The organism is Pseudomonas sp. GW821-FHT09D08, from assembly GCF_059416305.1.
Genome location: NZ_JBWKOX010000004.1, coordinates 249,550 through 269,940 on the forward strand (window position 1 = coordinate 249,550; position 20,391 = coordinate 269,940).

The 20,391-nt window shown below is 62.5% G+C and carries 14 protein-coding genes; 3 read left to right on the forward strand and 11 right to left on the reverse strand.

From position 1 onward, the window contains the following. Position 1: 1 nt before the first annotated feature. From AC07OP_RS10130 to tssA, 11 genes are all read right to left on the reverse strand, one after another. A complete protein-coding gene (locus tag AC07OP_RS10130; RefSeq protein ID WP_495100804.1) occupies positions 2-4,372 on the reverse strand; it encodes an RHS repeat-associated core domain-containing protein in 4,371 nt (1,456 codons plus the stop codon). A 12-nt stretch (positions 4,373-4,384) separates the two neighbouring features. Then, the gene (locus tag AC07OP_RS10135; RefSeq protein ID WP_065946491.1) at positions 4,385-4,819 is read right to left on the reverse strand and encodes a DcrB-related protein; all 435 of its coding nucleotides are present in this window, start codon (positions 4,817-4,819) and stop codon (positions 4,385-4,387) included. 15 nt (positions 4,820-4,834) lie between these two features. Beyond that, positions 4,835-6,775: a type VI secretion system Vgr family protein gene (locus AC07OP_RS10140; RefSeq protein ID WP_495100805.1), complete on the reverse strand. Its 1,941-nt coding sequence runs from the start codon at positions 6,773-6,775 to the stop codon at positions 4,835-4,837. Between the two features lie 97 nt (positions 6,776-6,872). Then, complete coding sequence (gene tssH, locus AC07OP_RS10145) at positions 6,873-9,536, reverse strand: type VI secretion system ATPase TssH (RefSeq protein ID WP_027608260.1); 2,664 nt, start codon at positions 9,534-9,536, stop codon at positions 6,873-6,875. Further along, the gene (tssG, locus tag AC07OP_RS10150; RefSeq protein WP_495100806.1) at positions 9,529-10,572 is read right to left on the reverse strand and encodes a type VI secretion system baseplate subunit TssG; all 1,044 of its coding nucleotides are present in this window, start codon (positions 10,570-10,572) and stop codon (positions 9,529-9,531) included. Before tssG ends, tssH begins: the two co-directional genes overlap by 8 nt. After that, the gene (gene tssF, locus AC07OP_RS10155) at positions 10,536-12,395 is read right to left on the reverse strand and encodes a type VI secretion system baseplate subunit TssF (protein WP_065937972.1); all 1,860 of its coding nucleotides are present in this window, start codon (positions 12,393-12,395) and stop codon (positions 10,536-10,538) included. Before tssF ends, tssG begins: the two co-directional genes overlap by 37 nt. Beyond that, complete coding sequence (tssE, locus tag AC07OP_RS10160; protein WP_027608263.1) at positions 12,392-12,907, reverse strand: type VI secretion system baseplate subunit TssE; 516 nt, start codon at positions 12,905-12,907, stop codon at positions 12,392-12,394. The genes tssF and tssE overlap by 4 nt, the downstream gene beginning before the upstream one ends. Positions 12,908-12,994: 87 nt before the next feature. Then, positions 12,995-13,483: an Hcp family type VI secretion system effector gene (locus AC07OP_RS10165; protein WP_015886558.1), complete on the reverse strand. Its 489-nt coding sequence runs from the start codon at positions 13,481-13,483 to the stop codon at positions 12,995-12,997. A gap of 175 nt (positions 13,484-13,658) precedes the next feature. Next, positions 13,659-15,155: a type VI secretion system contractile sheath large subunit gene (gene tssC / locus AC07OP_RS10170; protein ID WP_065926733.1), complete on the reverse strand. Its 1,497-nt coding sequence runs from the start codon at positions 15,153-15,155 to the stop codon at positions 13,659-13,661. Between the two features lie 2 nt (positions 15,156-15,157). Then, positions 15,158-15,664, reverse strand: a complete 507-nt coding sequence (gene tssB / locus AC07OP_RS10175; protein WP_017135823.1) for a type VI secretion system contractile sheath small subunit — start codon at positions 15,662-15,664, stop codon at positions 15,158-15,160. A gap of 54 nt (positions 15,665-15,718) precedes the next feature. Next, positions 15,719-16,738 carry a type VI secretion system protein TssA gene (gene tssA, locus AC07OP_RS10180; protein WP_065937973.1) on the reverse strand — a complete coding sequence of 340 codons (1,020 nt, stop codon included), beginning with the start codon at positions 16,736-16,738 and terminating at the stop codon, positions 15,719-15,721. A 397-nt stretch (positions 16,739-17,135) separates the two neighbouring features. Here tssA and tagH point away from each other — a divergent pair, with 397 nt between their 5' ends. Genes tagH through tssK form a run of 3 tightly spaced genes read left to right on the forward strand, consistent with a single transcriptional unit; the run spans position 17,136 to position 20,391 of the window. After that, positions 17,136-18,470 (forward strand): type VI secretion system-associated FHA domain protein TagH, encoded by a 1,335-nt coding sequence (gene tagH / locus AC07OP_RS10185; RefSeq protein WP_495100807.1) that lies wholly within the window; start codon positions 17,136-17,138, stop codon positions 18,468-18,470. A gap of 57 nt (positions 18,471-18,527) precedes the next feature. Next, a complete protein-coding gene (tssJ, locus tag AC07OP_RS10190; protein ID WP_027608267.1) occupies positions 18,528-19,037 on the forward strand; it encodes a type VI secretion system lipoprotein TssJ in 510 nt (169 codons plus the stop codon). A gap of 19 nt (positions 19,038-19,056) precedes the next feature. Continuing rightward, entirely contained in the window at positions 19,057-20,391 is a 1,335-nt protein-coding gene (gene tssK, locus AC07OP_RS10195; protein ID WP_092488197.1) for a type VI secretion system baseplate subunit TssK, read from the forward strand.

Below are 20,391 nucleotides of genomic sequence, written 5' to 3' on the forward strand. Positions count from 1 at the left end.
TCTATCTCGTCGCGTTGGGTAGTGAGTTACCCACTGGATTGATACCAACTTTTGGGAACGTAGGTGTTTGGCCGGCTCTTTGAGCGGCTACCGAGTAGCCATTTACTCTACCTTGCTCAACCTTCAATGCCTTGGTTCTCGTTACATTTTTCCTGATGATAGCTGACTCGTATTTATCAGAGCCGGGTGGTTTGTTGAGTTTGCGCACCTGAGATTCAGCGCGGTAAGACTTGCCGTTCTTAGAAATTTTCCCGCCGCTAATGCCGTATTTATGTACCTGGCCAGTCGTTTTGTTACGGATGACATAAACGTGGTTTGGCTTGTTATTTTGTCTGGAGTTTCCGTTTGCAGCGCCACAGGTCTTCCACCCCCAAGGATCTAACCATGCAATGGGGTTGGGTGCGTATTGGTAGAGGTTGAGCTCGCCGTCCAATCCAATCGGGTCCGGCGTCGTAAACCGGCCCACATCTGGATCATAAAACCTGAACGTATTGAAATGCAGCCCTGTCTCCCGATCCAGGTACTGCCCCTGGAACCGCAGGTTCTGCTCTTCAATGTAATAAGGCTCGCGCACCTCTTCCAGGGTGTTGCCCCACACCCGATACGTTGCCTGCCAGACGCTATGCCCATCCGCGTCTGTCAGCTGTTCCGGCAGGCCATTGAGGTCGTTGTGGTAGTAACGAATTTTCTGTAACGGCCCAGCGCCATCGACCCGCGCCAAGGGTTCGTAGCCGTCATCTTCGTAGACATAAAGACTGGTCTGGCTGTGCTTATGCTCCTGCAACAACCGCAAACCATCCCAGGTAAATCGGGTTTCCCCCAGCGGATACCCATCCTTGCCATGCTCAGTCTTCTCAATGCGCCGGCCCAGCGGGTCATAGGTCATCCTGACCACGCTGCCGTTTTCATTGCGTACTTCGATCAACCGACTCTCGGCGTCATACGCAAATCGCTGTACACCGCGTTTGGCGCTGCGCTTTTCGACCATTCGCCCAAAGGCGTCATAGCGATAACGCTTGTCTTGATACGTCAGCAGCTTGTTGTGCACCACCAACCCGGCACCGGCCTGCGGGCCGTCCAGAAGGTTGGCGGCGGCGTCATACGCGAAGGTTTCGCGCTGGCCGTGCAGGCTGTCCTGGCTGGCGATGATGCGGCCGGTGGCGTCGTAGTGCAGCAGTTGGCGGTGTTGCGCGGCGGGTTGCTGGTCGAGTTTGCCGATCAGGTTGTCAGCGGGGTCGTACTCGAACTGTTTTCGCGCTGCTGCCGGCATTAACGAAGGCTGACTCACCAGGCGGCGTTGGCGTGAGCGCAGTCGGCCGCTGCGGTCGTATTCGCTGCGGGTGCTGAGCTGGCCTTGGGTACGCAGGACCTCGCGGTGCAGGCGGTCGCGCTCGAAGTCGCTGATCACCTGGCCGTCGAGGTTGATCTGGTGCAGGTGGCCGCTGCCGTAGTACAGGCGATTGAGCCAGCGGCCGTCAGGCAGTTGGGTCTGGATTAGGTTGCCGAGCTCGTCGTAGTGGTGTTGCAGGTTGCCTGCTGAGCTCTGTTCGGCCAGCAATTGACCGAGGGCGTCGTAGGCGAAGCCCAGGGCTTGGGTATTGCCTTGCACGTCGGTGAAAGTCACTGCCGTAAGCTGGTCCACAGCATCGTAGCTGTAGTCGGTGCGGCCATCGTCGGTGGTTTTTGCAACCAATCGGCCGACCGCATCGCGCGCCAGCCGGTGAGCGATGCGGGCGGGTGGCGTTTCGGGAACCACCGCCAAGCCATTCCCGTAAGGTGCAGGGACTACAGTCACCGTGGTGATATTATCCAGCGGGTCGTAGTCGTAGCGCTTGGCGCTGCCGTCAAGGTCCTGTTGCTCTGCCAGTCGGTTTGCGGCGTCCCAGGCAAACCGATAACGTTCGCCGTTCTCGTTGATCAGCGCTTGCAGGCGCCCATAGCTGTCATAACCGAATTGCACTTGTCGACCATGGGCGTCGGTGCGCTGGCTGACCTGGCCACGACGGTTGTACTGGTAGAGAGTGGTGTCCCCGGCCGGGTCGGTATAACCCAGCAGTTGGCCGCTGACGTCTCGTTGGTAGTGCTCGGTACGCCCGTCCGGCAGTTGGCTGCTGAGCAAGCGACCCTGGGCGTCATGGATGAATAGCGTGCGCTCACCCAGCGCATCAGTAATGACCTGCAAATACCCACGCTCGTCATAACTGAAACGCGTCGGATAACCCGAACAGTCGATATGCTCAACCAATTGCCCGAATGGATTCCAGCGCAGCTTTTTGCTTTTGCCGGTGGTATCGATTATTTCTACTGGCTGTCCATGGGCGTCGTAGCGATATTGGGTGACGTAGCCCAGCGGATCGGTTTCGGCGATGCAGTTACCACGCGGGTCATAGCGATACTGCCAACTGTTGTCGGCGGCGTCCGTTTCCATCAGCGGCAGCGCCCAATGTTCGAGCCACAGAATCGAATCGCTGCGGCCCAACGGGTCGCTCTCGCCGATCAGGTTGCCGGCTTCGTCGTAGCTGTATTCATAGCGCCCACCCAACGGATCGGTGGCGCTGAGCAGTTGGCGTTCGTCGTTCCATTCGAATAGCCAGGTCTGCCCGAGATTATCGCTGTGTCGAATGATCTCGTGCTGCGTGTTCCAATGCCGCGTACTGACGCGCTGCAAACCGTCGGTGATACGAGTGAGCCCGGCCTTCAAGTCATAGTCGAACTGGTACGCGTCGCCCTCATCGGTCCAGTGCCGGACAACCCGCCACTCCAAGCAGTCAACCAACGCCCATTCGTAGAAGCAACGCAATCCGGTGGGCAACTGATGCTCCACCATTCGCCGACCACTGTCGTAGCTGAAGCGCCGCTGCACCTGGCCGGTGGCGTCGCGCACCAGCGCCAGGTTGCCAGCGGTGTCATAGTCATAGCTGACCAGTACTTCGCGGCGCTGATCGGGGTAAAGGCGTTCGAGCCGCGCCACGTGGCCTTGATCGCGGATCAACTCCACTTGCACCAGGTCGTACGTATCGCGCAGCCGGATCAGCCGCCCGGCTTCGTCGTAATCAACATGGATGCGGTTGTCGTTGCGGTCGCCGAGCTGGCTGAGGCGCAGCAACGCCGGGTTGGCGGAAGGCTCAAATAAGCGATACAGCCCGTCATCGCTTTCGATCAGCAACTGCCCATTGAGGTGTCGGCGCACGGCCAGCCCTTCACCGGCGCTGAACACCGCGCCGCCCAGGGGAATACTGCCCATGTCGATAGGCCGGCCCTGCTCATCGGTGTAGACCAGCGTTTCGCCCCCCTCGGGATGGGGACGAATTTCGACGCACACCTCATACGGCACGCTCCAACCCGCACCGAACAGGCTGCCCGTGCGTTCGTCGCGGCTGTTGTAGAAGCGTTGCCAATCAATCGGCAGGATGCCAGGCAGGACAAAATCCAGCTCATCATCGCCGCCCAGCACCTTGGCGCCGGTGGCCGCATGCACCGGGTTCGAAGAACCCATCGCCGCATTGGCCATCGCCCCCATCGCGCTGCTCACGGCCATCGAGGTCGCGCCGCCGATCAACATGCACGGCAGCTTGCTGAAGAACTTGCCCTTGCCGCCCTTGAGCATCAACAACGCCGTCACCGCCAGCCCGACGCCCGGCGTCTTGCCGCTGCGAATCTCGCGCACCACCACCGAACCGCCGCCAATGGTCACGTTGGAGGAAATCAGCCCCGACGACACCACCGTTGCATCGCAGGTGCTGCGGTCACCGCTGCGCACTGCCGGCTGGCCATTGATGGTGACTTTTTCCGACCCCTCGGCCAGAAACTGCGGCGGCATCGGCGGATGCTTCATGCACGTGACCAGATCCAGCGGCTTGGGTTCGGCGCCGGGGGCAGGTGTGGCAACCGTAGGGCGCCACATCTGCGAGAAGAAACTCTCGGCCATGTCCAGGTAGCTGGCTTCCGGCTCGGGCGCGGGTTCTTCCAGTTCAGTGCCGGCAGGTGCGACGTGAGAACTGATCGCCCCGGCGGCGCGAGCGGCCGGAATACTGTTGGTGAGGGTATTGGTGGAACCGGTGAGGATGTTCGCCTGCACCGTAGGCGGGAACAGGGCGTTGCTGAAGCTCTCGCATAAATTCGATAAGCCTTTGTCCGCCCCGGTCTTGCTCATGGCCAGGCCGACAATCGTGCCTACCACGGCGCCCAGCAGGAAACAGCCGAGCCCGCCGGTGGCCACGGTAATCCCGGTGGCGGCAACCACCGCCGCAGTCGCCACGGCGGTGATCGCAATATTGGCCGCTACCTCCAACACACCGCCGAGGATGTCGGCCATCATCGAAGTGTGGGAGAGCGCATCGCCCATGCGGGCCGCCCATAACGCGTCAGACATGCGGGCAACTCATCAGGAAATAGCGTCGAACGACAGCGAGTTTTTGATCAAGGCCCAGTGCGCCGCCTCGGCATCCCCCAGCGTGTCCGCCTTCACATAACTCAACGCGAGCATCTTGCGCGTGCCCGGTATCACCAGCGCCAACTGATACTGGAATACCTTGTCATTGCCCTTGTTGAACTGGCTGCGCAGCTCGATGCCTTCCACCTCCTGCGCGGCGCCCAAACGCACGTCCACACCCGGTTGATAGCGCAAATCCTGCACCTGTTTTTCCAGGCGCTGGAGCTGGTCGTTGAAGTTGCTGTGCAGGGTTTCGCCGTCGGCCAACAGGCTGCGGCTGACGATCAGGGATGTGCCCAACTCCGGGAACTTGAGGATATTGATCGTCGCGTCCTGCAACTCACTGGCGGGCAATTGGAACTGGAATTCGTTGATTCGGTACGTCATGGCAAACGGGTCTCGTCAGGAGCTTTTAGGCGCGGGGAAGGCGGCTTTGATATTGGCGTCGATGGCGCCTTTCTGGCCCTGGCCGTCGGGCGTGGCGCCAGGGCCGCCGCCGTTGTTCAGGTGCAGCACGCCGCCGGTATTGAACTCGGCATCGCCGCTGGCATAGAAGCTGATGTTCACGCCGGTCAGGTTGATCTGCCCACTGGCGTTGAGCTCCAGGATGCTTTCACCGCAGACCAGGCGCAGGTTTTCGCCCACTTCGATGACGTAGCTCTGGCTGATGCTGTCGGTCTTTCTCTGGCCCACCGAGAGGATGTCTTCCTGCTTGACGATGCGCAGGCGGTTGTTGCCGATGGTCACCGTCTCGTTATGGCCGATACTTTTATTGCGGTCGTGCCCGACGGAATGGCTTTCGTCCACCTCGACAACAATGTCCTGGTTACGCTCGGCATGGATATACAACTGCTCCAACCCCTTCTTGTCCTCCATGCGGATTTCATTGAAGTTGGCCGGCGTGCCGCCCTTGCTGGAGCGACTCTTCATGCCGCTCTGGGTCGCATTTTCCGGCAGGTCGTAGGGCACCGTCTGCTCGGCGTTGTACACCCGCCCGGTGATGATCGGGCGGTCCGGATCACCTTCGAGAAAGCTGACAATCACTTCCTGGCCGATCCGTGGAATCTGCATCGAGCCCCAGTTCTTGCCGGCCCAGGACTGCGACACGCGGATCCAGCACGAGCTATTTTCGTTGGATTGGTCGTGGCGGTCCCAGTAGAAGTGCACCTTCACGCGGCCGTACTGGTCGGTCCAGATTTCCTCGCCTTTGGGGCCGACCACCAATGCCGTCTGCGGGCCTTTGACGATGGGGCGGTGGGTGGTGGCCAGCGGGCGGAAGCTTTGCTGGGCGTCGATGCAGGTCAGGCTGCTTTCGAACTGCGCCGAACCCGAACCACCGCCGCTTTCCAGGCTTTCCTGGACGATGTAGTAGCGGCAGCCGACGATCAGGTATTCGCGGTTCTGGTCCTGGCGGCTGAAGCCGGTGAGGCTGAACAGGTGGCCGGAACCCAGGCCACGGGCATTGCCGGCGAACTCGACCTGTTCATGCAGGGTTTGCAGGGCTTCGATGCGGGTGCGCGCGTAGTGTTCGCCGTCGGCGCTTTGCACGTAGGTGCCGGGGTAGTCGTACAGCGGATAGTCGCCGGCGGTGTGCGGGCGCGGCATGGCCGAACGCACGTCGATGCTGGCGCTGGGGCGCTGGAAGTCGTAGTCGTTGAGCTCCAGCGAGCCCGGCTGAACCTCCTGCGCCAGGTGCCAGTTGTGCATGTGGTCGCGTTCGCGCTGCTGCTCGTCCTTGGGGTAGTACGGGATCGAGGTATAGCCCGGCACCGTGGTGTGGGCGCCATAGGCGTCGGCCAGCACCAGCACATGGCGGTCCTGTTCATGGCGGAAGAAGTAGTAGATGCCTTCCTGTTCCATCAGGCGGCTGACGAAATCGAAGCTGGTCTCGCGGTACTGCACGCAGTATTCCCACTCGCGGTACGGCCGGCTCAGGGCGTCTTCGAAGTCGGAAAAACCCAGGTCGCGGAACACCTGCTTGATGATCTGCGGGATGCTCAGGTTCTGGAAAATCCGGCAGTCCGAGGTGCGAGTCAGCAGCCAGAACCACGGGCGCAGCGTCACCTGGTAACTGGCGAACTGGCCCTGGTCGATGTTCTGGCTGCAGCGCGCGACGATGCCGTGGAAGTGACGCTCACCGCCGTCCGCCAGTTGCACACCCACACTCATCGGCTTGCCGAGCAACTGGTTGAGGTCGATGTTGGCGTCCAGGGACGTCAGTTGCAGCTCATAGGTGAACAGGCGGCCCAGCTCTTCGCCGCCGCCCATTTCATTGAGCAGCAGCACATCCGGCCCGAGGGGGCTGGTGATCTTGGCCAGGCGTGAGGCTTGGTTGAATAGCATCGGTTAACCTGTAAATGACTAAATAACTGACGGAACCGGTTCGAAATGTGGGAGGGGGCAAGCCCCCTCCCACATTTGCATTGCATTCCAACAGTCGTTATTCGGCGTCGCTGAAGTCGTAATGCAGCTCGTTATCCCGGCTGCTGATGCGCACACCCGCCAATGCCTTGCCCTCAAGCATGCGCGTGAGGAATTCACGGCTCATGTCCGGCAACAGGCTGTTGGTGAGGATGGTGTCGATCATGCGCCCGCCGCTTTCGGTCTCGGTGCAGCGCGAGACGATCAGGTCGACCACCGCGTCGTCGTAGTCGAAGGCGACCTTGTGGGTCGTCTCCACGCGCTTCTTGATGCGGTTGAGTTGCAGGCGGGTGATCGCCTTGAGCATCTCGTCGCTCAGCGGGTAGTACGGGATCGTCACCAGGCGGCCGAGCAAGGCGGGCGGGAAGATCTCCAGCAGCGGCTGGCGCAGGGCCTTGGCGATTTCTTCCGGCTCGGGGATGTTCGCCGGGTCCTTGCAGACCTGGGAGATCAGCTCGGTACCGGCGTTGGTGGTCAACAGGATCAGGGTGTTCTTGAAGTCGATCACCCGGCCTTCGCCGTCTTCCATCACGCCCTTGTCGAACACCTGGAAGAAGATCTCATGCACGTCCGGGTGGGCTTTTTCCACCTCGTCCAGCAGCACCACGCTGTAGGGCTTGCGCCGCACCGCTTCGGTCAGCACGCCGCCTTCGCCGTAGCCGATATAGCCCGGTGGTGCGCCCTTGAGGGTGGACACCGTGTGGGCTTCCTGGAACTCGCTCATGTTGATGGTGATCACGTTCTGCTCGCCGCCGTACATGGCTTCGGCCAGGGCCAGGGCGGTTTCGGTCTTGCCCACGCCGGAGGTGCCAGCCAGCATGAACACGCCAATCGGCTTGCTTGGGTTGTCGAGGCCGGCGCGGGAGGTCTGGATGCGCTTGGCGATCATCTGCAGGGCGTGGTCCTGGCCGATGATGCGTTTTTTCAGGTGCTGGTCGAGGTTGAGCACGGTTTCCAGTTCGTTGCGAGCCATGCGGCCCACCGGGATACCGGTCCAGTCGGCGACCACCGAGGCCACGGCCTGGTAATCCACGGTCGGCAGGATCAACGGGGTTTCGCCTTGCAGTGCGGTGAGGCGCTGTTGCAGGTCGACCAGTTGCGCACGCAATTCATCGTTGCCGCTGTCCACGACGCCGGCCTTTTCGCGCAGGGTTGCACGAGTGGCGAGCAGCTCATCCACCAGGGCTTTCTCTTCGGCCCAGCGGCTTTCCAGGGTCGCCAGGCGCTCACGCTCGGCGCTTAACAGGGCTTCGCTGTTGCTCTGGCGCGCACCAATGGCAATGCCGATGGCATGCTCGCGGGCGATGATTTGCAGCTCGGTTTCCAGGGCTTCGATGCGGCGGCGACTGTCGTCCACTTCGGCCGGCACCGCGTGCAGGCTGATGGCGACGCGGGCGCAGGCGGTGTCCAGCAGGCTCACGGATTTGTCCGGCAGCTGGCGCGCCGGGATGTAGCGGTGGGACAGTTTCACCGAGGCTTCCAGGGCTTCGTCGAGGATCTGCACCTGGTGGTGCTTTTCCATGGTCGAGGCCACGCCGCGCATCATCAACAGCGCCTTGTCTTCCGACGGCTCGGCCACTTGTACCACCTGGAAGCGGCGGGTCAGGGCCGGGTCTTTCTCGATGTGCTTCTTGTACTCGGCCCAGGTCGTCGCGGCCACGGTACGCAGGGTGCCACGGGCCAGGGCGGGCTTGAGCAGGTTGGCCGCGTCGCCGGTACCGGCAGCGCCACCGGCACCCACCAGGGTGTGGGCTTCGTCGATAAACAGGATGATCGGCTTGGGCGAGGCCTGGACGTCTTCGATGACCTGGCGCAGGCGCTGTTCGAACTCGCCTTTCATGCTTGCGCCGGCTTGCAGCAGGCCCACGTCGAGGCTGCGCAGTTCCACATCCTTGAGTGCGGGCGGCACGTCACCGGCGACGATGCGCAGGGCAAAACCTTCGACCACGGCGGTCTTGCCTACACCGGCTTCACCGGTGAGGATCGGGTTGTTCTGGCGGCGGCGCATGAGGATGTCCACCAGTTGGCGGATCTCTTCGTCACGGCCCACGATCGGATCGAGCTTGCCGCTGCGCGCTTGTTCGGTCAGGTCAACGGTGAAACGCTTGAGGGCTTCCTGCTTGCCCATCGCACTCGGTGCCATGGCGCCGCTGGCCTCACCCGGCACCGCGCCGGCGTTGAAACCGTCGCTGGCAGTCAGGGCGTTTTCCGGCGAATCACCGACGTATTCGTCAAACCGCTCGCTCAGGGCTTCGGCCTTGATCTTGTCGAACTCCGAGGACAACCCCAGCAGCGCGTGGCGCAGGCTTGGCGTCTTGAGGATGCCCAGCACCAGGTAACCGGTGCGCACCTGGCTTTCGCCGAACATCAGGCTGCCGTACACCCAGCCGCGCTCTACCGCCTCTTCAACGTGGGACGACAAGTCGGTGATCGACGTCGAGCCACGCGGCAGGCGGTCCAGGGCTTCGGTGAGGTCTCGGGCCAGGCGCGCCGGCTCGACGTTGAACTGGCGGATGATGCGGTGCAGGTCCGAGTCCTGCAGTTGCAGCAACTGGTGGAACCAGTGGGCCAGTTCCACGTACGGGTTGCCCCGCAGCTTGCAGAACACGGTGGCGGCTTCGATGGCCTTGTAGGCCACGCTGTTGAGTTTGCCGAACAGTGCGGCGCGACTGATTTCACCCATGCTCTGGATTCCTTGAGGTGGTGGCTTGATCGGCGTAATGCCGGGCCAGGATTAGGTCGTTGGCATCAACCGCAGGGCAGCCGAGCCAGGTGTTGAAGCCCAGGCGGAACTGGCCATTGAGTTGCAGCGCCGGTACTTCGGGTTGTTGCAGAACCAGGTTCAAGTCCCAGTCCAATTCATGGCCCAGGTACTCGGCCACCCACGCCACCAGCTCGTTGAACGGCTGGCTGCCGGGCAGCATGCCCATGTAGTCGTCCAACTTGAGCGGGCCCAGGCGGATACGGAATTTATGCTGGCGGTCCCATACGTGGCTGCCCAGGCAGAAGTCCACGCCGAGCTGGTTGGCGCTCACGCCCACGCGGCTGCGCTCGGGCAGTTCCAGCCATTGGCCGACGTATTCTTCGACCTCCACCGGCAGGCCGAAATACTCGCCGAGGATCGCCTTCAAACCGTCCGGGTAGCGGGTTTGTGCCGACAGGTGGCCGCTGTAGTGCAGCTTCGCCGTGTCCGGAATCAATCCTTGGTTAAGCAGGCTCGGCATGCCCCGGCCACTCAAGGCAGCGAGGCGTGCGGACCAGTAGTCATCGTCCGGGCGGTCGTGGCTGACCGTCGGCCGCGCCTCGGCCCAGGCCCGGTAAAACAGGCTCAGCAGGCGGTGGTGGAACACGTCCAGGAACTGCTTGCTGGTGCTGTCGGCGTTGTTGCGCTGGCGCTCGCGTACGTACTCGGTGATATGCAGCGGCAACGGGCCGTTGGGGCCACCCAGGCCGAAGAAGAACTGTTCCAGCCGTGCCGGTTTGCCGTCGCCACCGGGATCGACCGAGGCCAGGGTGGCCGGGGCGAAGGTGCAATCGGCCTGTTGCCCCAGGCGCAACGGGTCATCCGCCAGGCGCAGGGAATGGCCCAGGCGCGGCAGCTCGGGCGATTCGCACTCGATACGCCGCAACGCCTGGAAGAAATCGTATTCCCAGGGCTCCTGATGCATCGCATCCAACGTACTCACAGGGTCGGACGACGCCCGGGCTTGGCTTTCCATCGCATGATCTCGCCGCGTTCGGTGGTACGGATCACCGTCTCGGTAAAACTGTTGATCGACACGTAGCGTGCCAGGAAGCGCTCCAGCACCGCACCGAGCAGAAACACGCCGGTGCCGCGAAACGCGTTTTCATCGAACTCCAAGGTAATTTCCAGGCCGCGGCCAAACACAATCGGGCCGGGCATCGGCAGGCGCCGGGTAACGGCCTTGCTGCTGACGTCGCGCAAGCCTTCGATCTGCAATTGCAGCGCCGCGTCATTGCTGTCGCCATACAGGCGCAGCAGTTCGCGCAATGCCGCCGCGCCCTGGCCTTGCTCGCTCAGGGACAAATAGTTGAGCGACAACTGGCTGATCAGGCGCCAGGCCTTGGCGTCATGGGCATGGCTGGCGCGTGGGCGGCTTGGCCCGGCGACGCAACGCACGGATAACACCGGCGCGCTGTCGGCCAGGGTGAAGTCGGTCTTGCCATTGCCCACGCTCATGAACAACGGCAGGTCGCGGTTGGTGCACAGCGCGGTCACGCCGAGTTGGCGCAGATCATGGCGATACGGCGCCTGGCGGCTGTCGACCAGGCTGACAAAGGTTTCGCTGCCCACGTAGGTGGAGCGCGGGCCGTTGCGGCGTTGGTCGCTGGACAGCACCCGCGGCTCGCGGCGCACGGTGTAGTACGCCTGGTCGCGGCCATAACGGGATGGATCGCGGACCGCATAGAACGGCAAAAAGGGCTGCTCTGGCCCGGTGCCGTGGCCGGTGATGCCGCTCAACGAATGAATTTCGAAATCCATCGGCCGCGTGCGGTCGGCAATCACGTGGTGCTCGTTGACCCGGTCGGACAAGTGGATGCGGTCCACGCGCTTGGGGAACAGGTTGATCGCCGGGGTGCAGAACGGCAGGAACTGCGCCGCGCCGACGCTGCCTTCCAGGCTTGGCTCGTGACGGTCGAACAGCACGATCAGCTCCAGCTCCTGGCCGTCGCAACGTTTGACCGCGCGGCTCAGCTCGGCGAATTCGACGAACAGGAAACGGTGGGGCAGGGCGAAGTATTCCTGCAACAGGCGATAGCCCTGGAAGGCCCGCGCGACCACCGGCATGGCCGCATCGGCGTCGTCGAAACCCCGCGAGCGCAGCGCGTCCTGGGGCAGGCGCTCGACCCAATCGCCACCGGGCTTGCGCGCAAACACCGCGCAGGCGTTGCCCAGCAGTTGTTCGTAAAGGCGGAACGGCTGCTCGTCGGCACCGCTGAGGTACAGCGGCAGGTTGTCCAGGTCGAGGCTGTTGAACGGCAATTCGGCGCCGGTACGCAGGGTCAGGCGCAGGCCGGCCTTGGCTTTCGGCTCGCTGGCGGCCAGGCGCCCGAGCACGGCGGCGGGGTTGCCGAAGTACTCGGCGTTGCTGACCTGCAACGGCCACAACGTCACCGGATGTGCGGTGCGGTACTCGCAGCAGGTCTGGGTTTCGCGGCCCAGGGCGGCGCGTAACACGGTGTCACGCGGCAGCGGGAAGCCGCTGGCCAGGGAGCCTTCATCGGGGTCGGTGTGCAATTGCACCACGGTCATCGACGGCGTCGGCGCCAGGTAGTGCGGGTAGGCGATTTCCAGGAGGTTGTGGGTGAAGGTCGGGTACTCGGCGTCGAGTTTGAGCTGTACGCGGGCAGTGAGGTAGGCAAAGCCCTCAAGCAGGCGTTCGACGTACGGGTCGGCGCAGTCCATACCGGACAGGGTCAGCCGACTGGCGATCTTCGGGTATTCCTTGGCGAACTCCGCCGCGCTTTCGCGCACGTGGTGCAGTTCCTGGTTGTACAGCTCCAGCAGGCGCGGGTTCATGGGCGCCTCCGCTGGTCGGCATTCACCACGCGCACATGGCCGGATTCCAGGTCGAGGTCGGTTTGCAGCAACAGGCGCAACGGCACCGGCTGCGCCCACAGGTCGCCTTCGATCTCGAAACTCAGGGCGTTGTGGTTCATCTCGCCATGGCCGACGCGGGCTTTGACGCGCAGCGTGTGGCGCAGGATGCGCGGTTCAAAGGTGGCAATCGCCTGGTAGATCAGGGCTTCCAGGGCCTTGATGTCGACGCTGGAAACGCTGTTGCCGGCCAGCGCCGGCAGGCCGTAATTGACCACCGAGGTACCGGCCTGTGTGTGCAGCGTGGCATCGGCATCGAGCAACGACGTGGTATTGAGCAGCCACGCCAGGTCGCGCAGCACCGAGGCTTTCAATTGGGTCAGGGACAGCACGCGTTTATCGGCGCTTTCCTTGGGATTGGTTGGGTCGTCGTCGGTCAACCGGTCCAGCAGGGACGGTTGCAGACGGTCGCGGGAAGCGATTTCAGTTACCACCAAAGCAGCTCCACGGACGGGTTGCGAGAGGGACAAAAGGCTTGTGGCCGTGGCGTAAAGCCACGGCCACAAGCGCTATCAGTGCTATCAGCGCTTGGTGTTGGAACGGATGTTCCAGCCAAACTTGATCGCGCCGCCGTCTTTGGTGCCGTCGGCTTTCTGCGGCTGGTAGTCGACCATCACTTGGGCGAAGTTCAGGGTGACGTTTTCAGTCAGGCGGTCATCGCCGCCCGAACCGCCGGTGCTCAGGGACGTTACCAGCACTTCTTCCAGGTTGATCACCATGTACTCGACCTGGCTTTCGCCACCGGCCTTGCGCACGGTCAGCTTGACCTTGTCGATGTGCTTGCCGCTGGCGCAGTGCATCATCAGGTTCGGCGAGGCCTTGTCGACGTACTTGGTCAGCGACAGGTCCTGGATGTTCACCTTGCCCGCGCCGCCGCCACCGCCAACGTGCATGTTGCCGGACTGGGCCATGCCCCAGCTCCAGTTCAGCACGTCGATTTCGTCCTTGTGGGCCTTGTCCATGGACTCGCCCTTGATGTCGCCGATCTTGATGAAAATATCAACAGCCATGTTTTCTCCCTGTGTGGTCTCAGCCACTGTATTTGTTAACGCCGCCGACCCCTGTAGGAGCGAGCTTGCTCGCGAAGGTCGTCAACGGTGACGCGGGCATCCTGGATGAACGCAGCGCCTTCAAGTTTTTCGCGAGCAAGCTCGCTCCTACAGGGAGCGAGCCAGTCCCGATTTTTTACGCGCTTTTCGCCGAAGGCAGCTTCGATACCAGGCGCAACGACACGGTCAGCCCTTCGAGCTGGTAGTGCGGGCGTAGGTAGAACTTGGAGTTGTAGTACCCCGGGTTGCCCTCGACGTCTTCCACGATCACCTCGGCGGCGGCCAACGGGTGCTGGGCCTTGGTGGTCTCGGTGGAGTGCGCCGGGTCACCGTCGACGTAGTTGAGGATCCAGTCCTGCAACCAGCGCTGCATCTCGTCCTTCTCTTTGAAGGAACCGATCTTGTCGCGCACGATGCACTTCAAGTAGTGCGCGAAACGGCAAGTGGCGAACAGGTACGGCAGGCGCGCGGCCAGGTTGGCGTTGGCGGTGGCGTCCGGGTCGTCGTATTCGGCCGGTTTCTGCAACGACTGGGCGCCGATGAACGCGGCGAAGTCAGTGTTTTTCTTGTGCAGCAGCGGCATGAAACCGTTCTTCGCCAGTTCCGCTTCACGGCGGTCGCTGATGGCGATTTCGGTCGGGCACTTCATGTCCACGCCACCGTCATCGGTAGGGAACGTGTGGGCCGGCAGGTTTTCCACTTCACCGCCGGACTCCACGCCACGGATGCGCGAGCACCAGCCGTAGTGCTTGAACGAACGGTTGATGTTCACCGCCATCGCGTAGGCGGCGTTGGCCCAGGTGTACTTGGAGCTGTCGGCGCCGTCAGTGTTTTCTTCGAAGGCGAAGGCTTCCACCGGGTCGGTCTTGGCGCCATAGGGCAGGCGCGCCAGGAAGCGCGGCATGGTCAGGCCGATGTAGCGCGAGTCTTCCGATTCACGCAGCGAGCGCCAGCCGGCGTATTCCGGGGTGGTGAAGATCTTGGTCAGATCGCGCGGGTTCGACAGTTCCTGCCACGAGCCCATGCCCATCACGGTCGGCGATGCCGCAGCAATGAACGGGGCGTGCATGGCGGCGCAGACTTTCGACAGCTCGCCCAGCAGTTCCACGTCCGGTGGCGACTGGTCGAAGTAGTAGTCGCCCACCAGGCAACCATAGGGTTCGCCGCCGAACTGGCCGTATTCTTCTTCGTACATCTTCTTGAAGAGCGGGCTCTGGTCCCACGCGGTGCCCTTGAATTTCTTCAGGGTCTTGTGCAGGTCCGGCTTGGAGATGTTGAGCACGCGAATCTTCAGCTGCTCATCGCTCTCGGTGTTATTGACCAGGTAGTGCAGGCCACGCCAGGCGCTTTCCAACTGCTGGAAATCCTGGTGGTGGATGATCTGGTTGACCTGGGCGGTGAGCTTGGCGTCGATGGCGGCGATGATCGATTCGATCGATTTGATCGCGTCGTTGGACACCAGGTCGGTTTGCGCCAGGGCCTGTTCGGCCAGGGTGCGCACGGCGGTTTCCACAGCTTCGCGGGCACGCTCGGTCTTGGGCTTGAATTCCTGCATCAACAAGGATGCGAACTCGCTGGTTTCCTCGGTTGCACCCAGGCTCTGGGCGCCTTCGCGGGCGGTATTGTCAGTCATGATTACTGGTCCCCTGCAGGCTTAGGCGCACTGGCAAGTGCCTGGAGCAGTGCCGGGTCCTTGATCGCCTTCATGATGATTTCTTCAGCGCCAGTCTTGCCGTCCATGTAGGTCAGCAGGTTGGCCAGCTGGGTGCGGGCTTCGAGCAGTTGCTTGAGCGAGTCGACCTTGCGGGCCACGGCGGCCGGGCTGAAGTCGTCCATGCTTTCGAAGGTGATGTCCAGGCTCAGGTTGCCTTCGCCGGTCAGCTCGTTGGGTACGTGGAATGCCACGCGCGGCTGCATGGCCTTGAGGCGCGAGTCGAAGTTGTCGACGTCCACTTCAAGGAACTTGCGGTCGGCCACCGGCGCCAGAGGCTCGGCAGGCTTGCCGGCGAGGTCGGCCATCACACCCATCACGAAGGGCAGCTGGACCTTTTTCTCGGCGCCGTAGAGCTCGACGTCGTACTCGATCTGCACTCGAGGCGCGCGGTTGCGCGCGATGAATTTCTGAGAACTTTGCTTCGCCACGTTGCTGCTCCTGGTCGCTTGAGCGACGGTGTTGTTACTGCGCAGTCGAGCGGCTTACTCGCCGTCCGGGCCGCGCAGGTTTTCAAATTGGGACATCCCATCGGGAATCAGATTGCGCACGATGGCCGCGAAGTCGGCGTGCACAAGATGCTTGGCCCGGTTCAGCAACACCGGCAACGGGCTCGAAGGCTCGTGCCGGGTGTAATACGCAAGGATCTTGTCGAGGCTGCGCAGCACGTCATCACGGTTGCTGATGTCGCCGCTGGGGCGAGGTGCGGCGGGGGCAGCGGCGAAGTCCACCGAGGGGGCATTGTCGTCACTGACGGCCTCGGGTTCGCTGCCGGCAGCGCTGTTCGGAACAAACTGGTTAAGCACCTGCAGCGCCTGCTTGAGCGGTTGCTTCAACAGACTGAGGTCCACGCCTTGGGCGGAACCCACTTGGTCGCTGACCTGTTGCTCGATGGCTTCGCAGGCGGCGCGTGCGGCGCTCAAGGCGTCGCGGGTGGCCTGCAGGTGTTCGGGGTCGCTGTCGAGGAACGCGGCGTTGAGCTGCTGGGCGCCGAGCTGTTCGTCGGGGAAACTCATCAGGCCGCTGGCATTCAACGCGGCGCGCAGGCTCACAGGGCCGAAGGTGCGCGAGCGCGTGAGGATGCTCTCGCGCAGCAGACGAATGGTCGCATCGCTGGTCAGGCCGGAGAGGGCGTTGATACGTACGGTGGGGTCGTTATCGTCGTCGGCATCCAGGCGCGGGTGCAGGTCGGCCCAGTATTCGCGCAGCAGCGCATTGATCAACGTGAGGACTTCAGCCAGCCCGGCCGCACCCTGGAGGGCGAGGGAGCTTTGCAACAGGAAATGGGTGATGCGCAGGTCTTTGCTGCGCTGCAGCAAGTCGAGGCTCTGCTGCTGGATGCTGCGCCATTCCGGCGGCTCGGCGGGCAGGATCGAATCGCCCATGCTGCGCTCGGGTTGGCCCTTGGCATCACGCTCCAGCTGGAGAAAATCCGCGTCATATTCCATGTCTTCGCCACAGGGCGAACTGGCGGAAACGGCGGTGAGCAGCAACGGCACATCCACTGAAATTGATCTCCCTATCGGCCCGTTATTAGATGGCGGGCAATGCATGCATTAGTTGCGCAAGGAACTTTGCATGTTTTCTTGGTCATATAAGCAAGATGCCACTAATGTGCCATCACTGGTATTCAAGAAGTTGTGCATTTTTGGTGTAGTACTTATGCCTTGTCAAGGTAAGCTATTCGCCCTCTGTGACAGATGTGCGGTGCTTAACAACCTGTGCGACTGGTGGGTCGAACGACGCACCGGCATAGGATTTTTGTCATGGAGCCCAGTTAAGATCAGCGATCATGCTGGCATCAGCAGGTTTTGAACGGTCGATTGCACGACCTGATGGGGATCTCCCGGGCGTCGCTGTCCCTGGGGTCGACTGCGCGCGAAGTATCAGCAAGGAGGCAAGATGTCGCTGTGTTTGACTATCACTAGTTATCACAAGATTACCCCCGGGCAATGCTCGGAAAAGTCCATGAACCAGGGCTCGATGGCTATCGGCCGCAGCTCGGATAATGACTGGGTATTGCCTGACCCCGAGCGCCTGGTGTCTTCGCAGCACTGCGTTATTCAATACAAAGATGGCCGTTATTATTTAACCGATAACAGTACAAACGGTGTGGAGTTGGTTAACGCCGGCATCCGTTTGCGCAGGGGTAACAGCGAGCTGTTGCAGGATGGCGAGCTGATCCGCATCGGCGATTACGAGATCCAGGCGCGGATCGACTTCAATGTGCAGGCTATCGACAGCCAGCCGTTCGCCGGTGATTCGCCGAACAGCTTTGAGGCCCTGATGGGCGCCGTGGCGAACAAGCCCGCGCCGACACCGGTGATTGCTCCGCAATTTCAGGGCGCTTCGTCGATGGACACGCTGCCGGACCTTTTCGACTTCCTCAGCCCCACCGCCGTGCCGCCGCCCACCGTGGCCGACCATGTCCCCAGCGAACAACACGACTTCCGCCCGCCGACCCCGGTGGCGGTGCCCGTGGTCGAGACGCCTGTGGTCTCGGGTTCAATGATTCCCGAAGACTGGGACCTGTTTGGCGACACGCCGGCGCCGTTGGCCAGTGCGCCGCCACCTCCGCCACCGCCCCCCGCACCGATCATCCAGCCGCCGCCCGTGGTCGAGCCAGCGCCCCCTGTAGCCGACACCCGGCAGCCCGATCTCTTGCAAGCCTTCCTGCGCGGTGCCGGCCTGGACCAGTTGCGCCTGGACAAGGCCCAGGCGGAGGCGCAGATGGAAAGCATCGGCCGCAGCTACCGCCTGATGGTCGAAGGCCTGATCGACGTATTGCGTGCCCGCGCCAGCCTCAAGGGTGAGTTCCGCATGCAGCAGACCATGATCCAGCCTGCCGAAAACAATCCGTTGAAATTCGCACCGAATGCCGACGAAGCGTTACTGCTTTTGCTTCGCCACGGTAACCAGGCGTTTATGGCGCCGGACATTGCCGTGCGCGACAGTTTTGATGATCTGCGCGCCCACCAACTGGCGGTGATGGCCGGGGTGGAAGCAGCGATCAAGCACCTGCTCACGCGCTTTGAACCGGCGCAACTGGAAGAGCGCATGGGCAAGCCCGGCGGGCTGTCGAACCTGTTCGCCGGCTCGCGCCAGGCCCAGTACTGGCAGCAGTTCACCGAGCTCTACAGCAATATTTCCCACGAGGCTCAGGAAGATTTCCAGGACCTGTTCGGCCGTGAATTCAGCCGGGCCTACGAAGAACACAGCGCGCGACAGCGTCGGTAAAACCGCGCCGCAACCTATGGATTAACGGATAGCTAAGTACGTCATTGAGGACGCAGGATGATTCCCAGGTTTTTACTCGCAGTCGCCACCGCGCTGCTGCTGACCGCGTGTAGCAAGGATGCGGTCAAACCCGAAACGGCCGCCGAGGCTGAAGTGGACACCGCCGCCGTCGAGCTGCACTTCCACGCCATTGCCGGGCTTAACCCCGGCGCCAACGGCCAGGCCGCGCCGGTGCGGGTGCGCATTTTCGAACTGAAGAACGCCGCCACCTTCGCCCGCTCCGATTACTTCGCCCTGGCCGACCGTGCGCAATCGACCCTCGGCCTGGACCTGCTGGACCAGGACGAAGTCATGGTGCAACCCGGCCAGCAACTGAGCATCCAGCGCGACCTCGACCCCTCCACGCGCCAGATCGGCTTGCTGGTGGGTTATCGCGAGTTGGACCGCGCGCAATGGCGCACGGTGATCAACGTGCCGGCGCGCCAATACACCGAATACCAGATCAGCCTCGATGTGCGTGCCGTGCGCGCCGACGTCGTGGTCACCCCATCCAGCCCTGCCCAATAAGAAGCAATCGGAGCTCCCCATGTCCTGGAACAATCGCGTGGTCTGGTCGGAAGGCATGTTCATCGGAACGCAGCACTTCCAGCAGCATGACCGTTACCTGGAAAACCTGATCGACGCCCGCAGCCGCCCGTTGTCCGCCGGCGCCTGGGGGTTTTCCGAATTGCTGATCGACCAGGGCCTGCTGGCCCAGGGCAAGCTGGCCATCGTCTCGGCGCGCGGCCTGTTGCCCGACGGCACGCCGTTCAACATTCCCCAGGATGACCTGGCGCCCAGCCCGCTGAATATCGACGACAACCTGCGCGATGGCCTGGTCTACCTGGCCTTGCCACTCAAGCGTGCGGGGGCCCGCGACACCGTGGATGAAGGCGAAGCCCTGGAAGCCGCGCGCTACGTGAGCCAGGTGCGCGAAGTGCGCGATGACAACGCGCCGTTCGAAAACCGCGCGCCGGTGGCCGTGGGTTCCCGGGCCCTGCGCTTGCTGACCGCTCAGGACGGCATCAGTGACTACGCCGCCGTGGGCCTGGTGCGCATCAAGGAAAAACGCGCCGACCGAGCGCTGGTTCTCGACGACAGCTACATCCCGCCAGTCCTCGATGTGGCCGCCAGCAAACCGTTGAGCGCGTTTCGCAGCGAACTGCTGGGCCTGCTGCACCAGCGCGGCGAAGCCCTGGCCGGCCGCGTGGTTGCCTCGGGTGCCGGTGGTGCGTCGGAGATCGCCGACTTCATGCTGCTGCAACTGGTCAACCGCGCCCAGCCGCTGATCCAGCATTTCAGCCAGTTGAGCCCGCTGCACCCGGAGCGCTTTTTCAGCGAACTGGTCAGCCTGGCCGGTGAGTTCTCGACCTTTTCCACCTCGGGCCGTCGTCCCCAGGAATACCCGCAATACCAGCACGACGACCTGGCCCTGAGCTTCGCCCCAGTCATGGCGGCCCTGCGCGAAGCCCTGTCGATGCTGATCGACAGCAAGGCCACGCCGATCCCGATTGTCGAGAAAGCCTATGGCGTTCACGTGGCCATGTTGGCCGACAAGACCCTGCTCGACAGTGCCAGCTTCATTCTGGTGGTCCGCGCCGACGTGCCCGGCGAAACCCTGCGTGCGCGCTTCGGCCAGCAGAGCAAGGTCGGATCGGTGGAGCACATCCGCGACCTGGTCAACCTGCAACTGCCGGGCATCACCTTGCTGCCGTTGCCAGTGGCGCCGCGCCAACTGCCGTACCACGCAGGCTCGACGTACTACGAACTGGACCGTGGCAGCGAGCATTGGCAGCAACTGGGCAATTCCGGTGGTTTTGCCTTCCATATCGCCGGGCAGTTCCCGGGCTTGAACCTGGCCTTCTGGGCGATCCGAGGATAA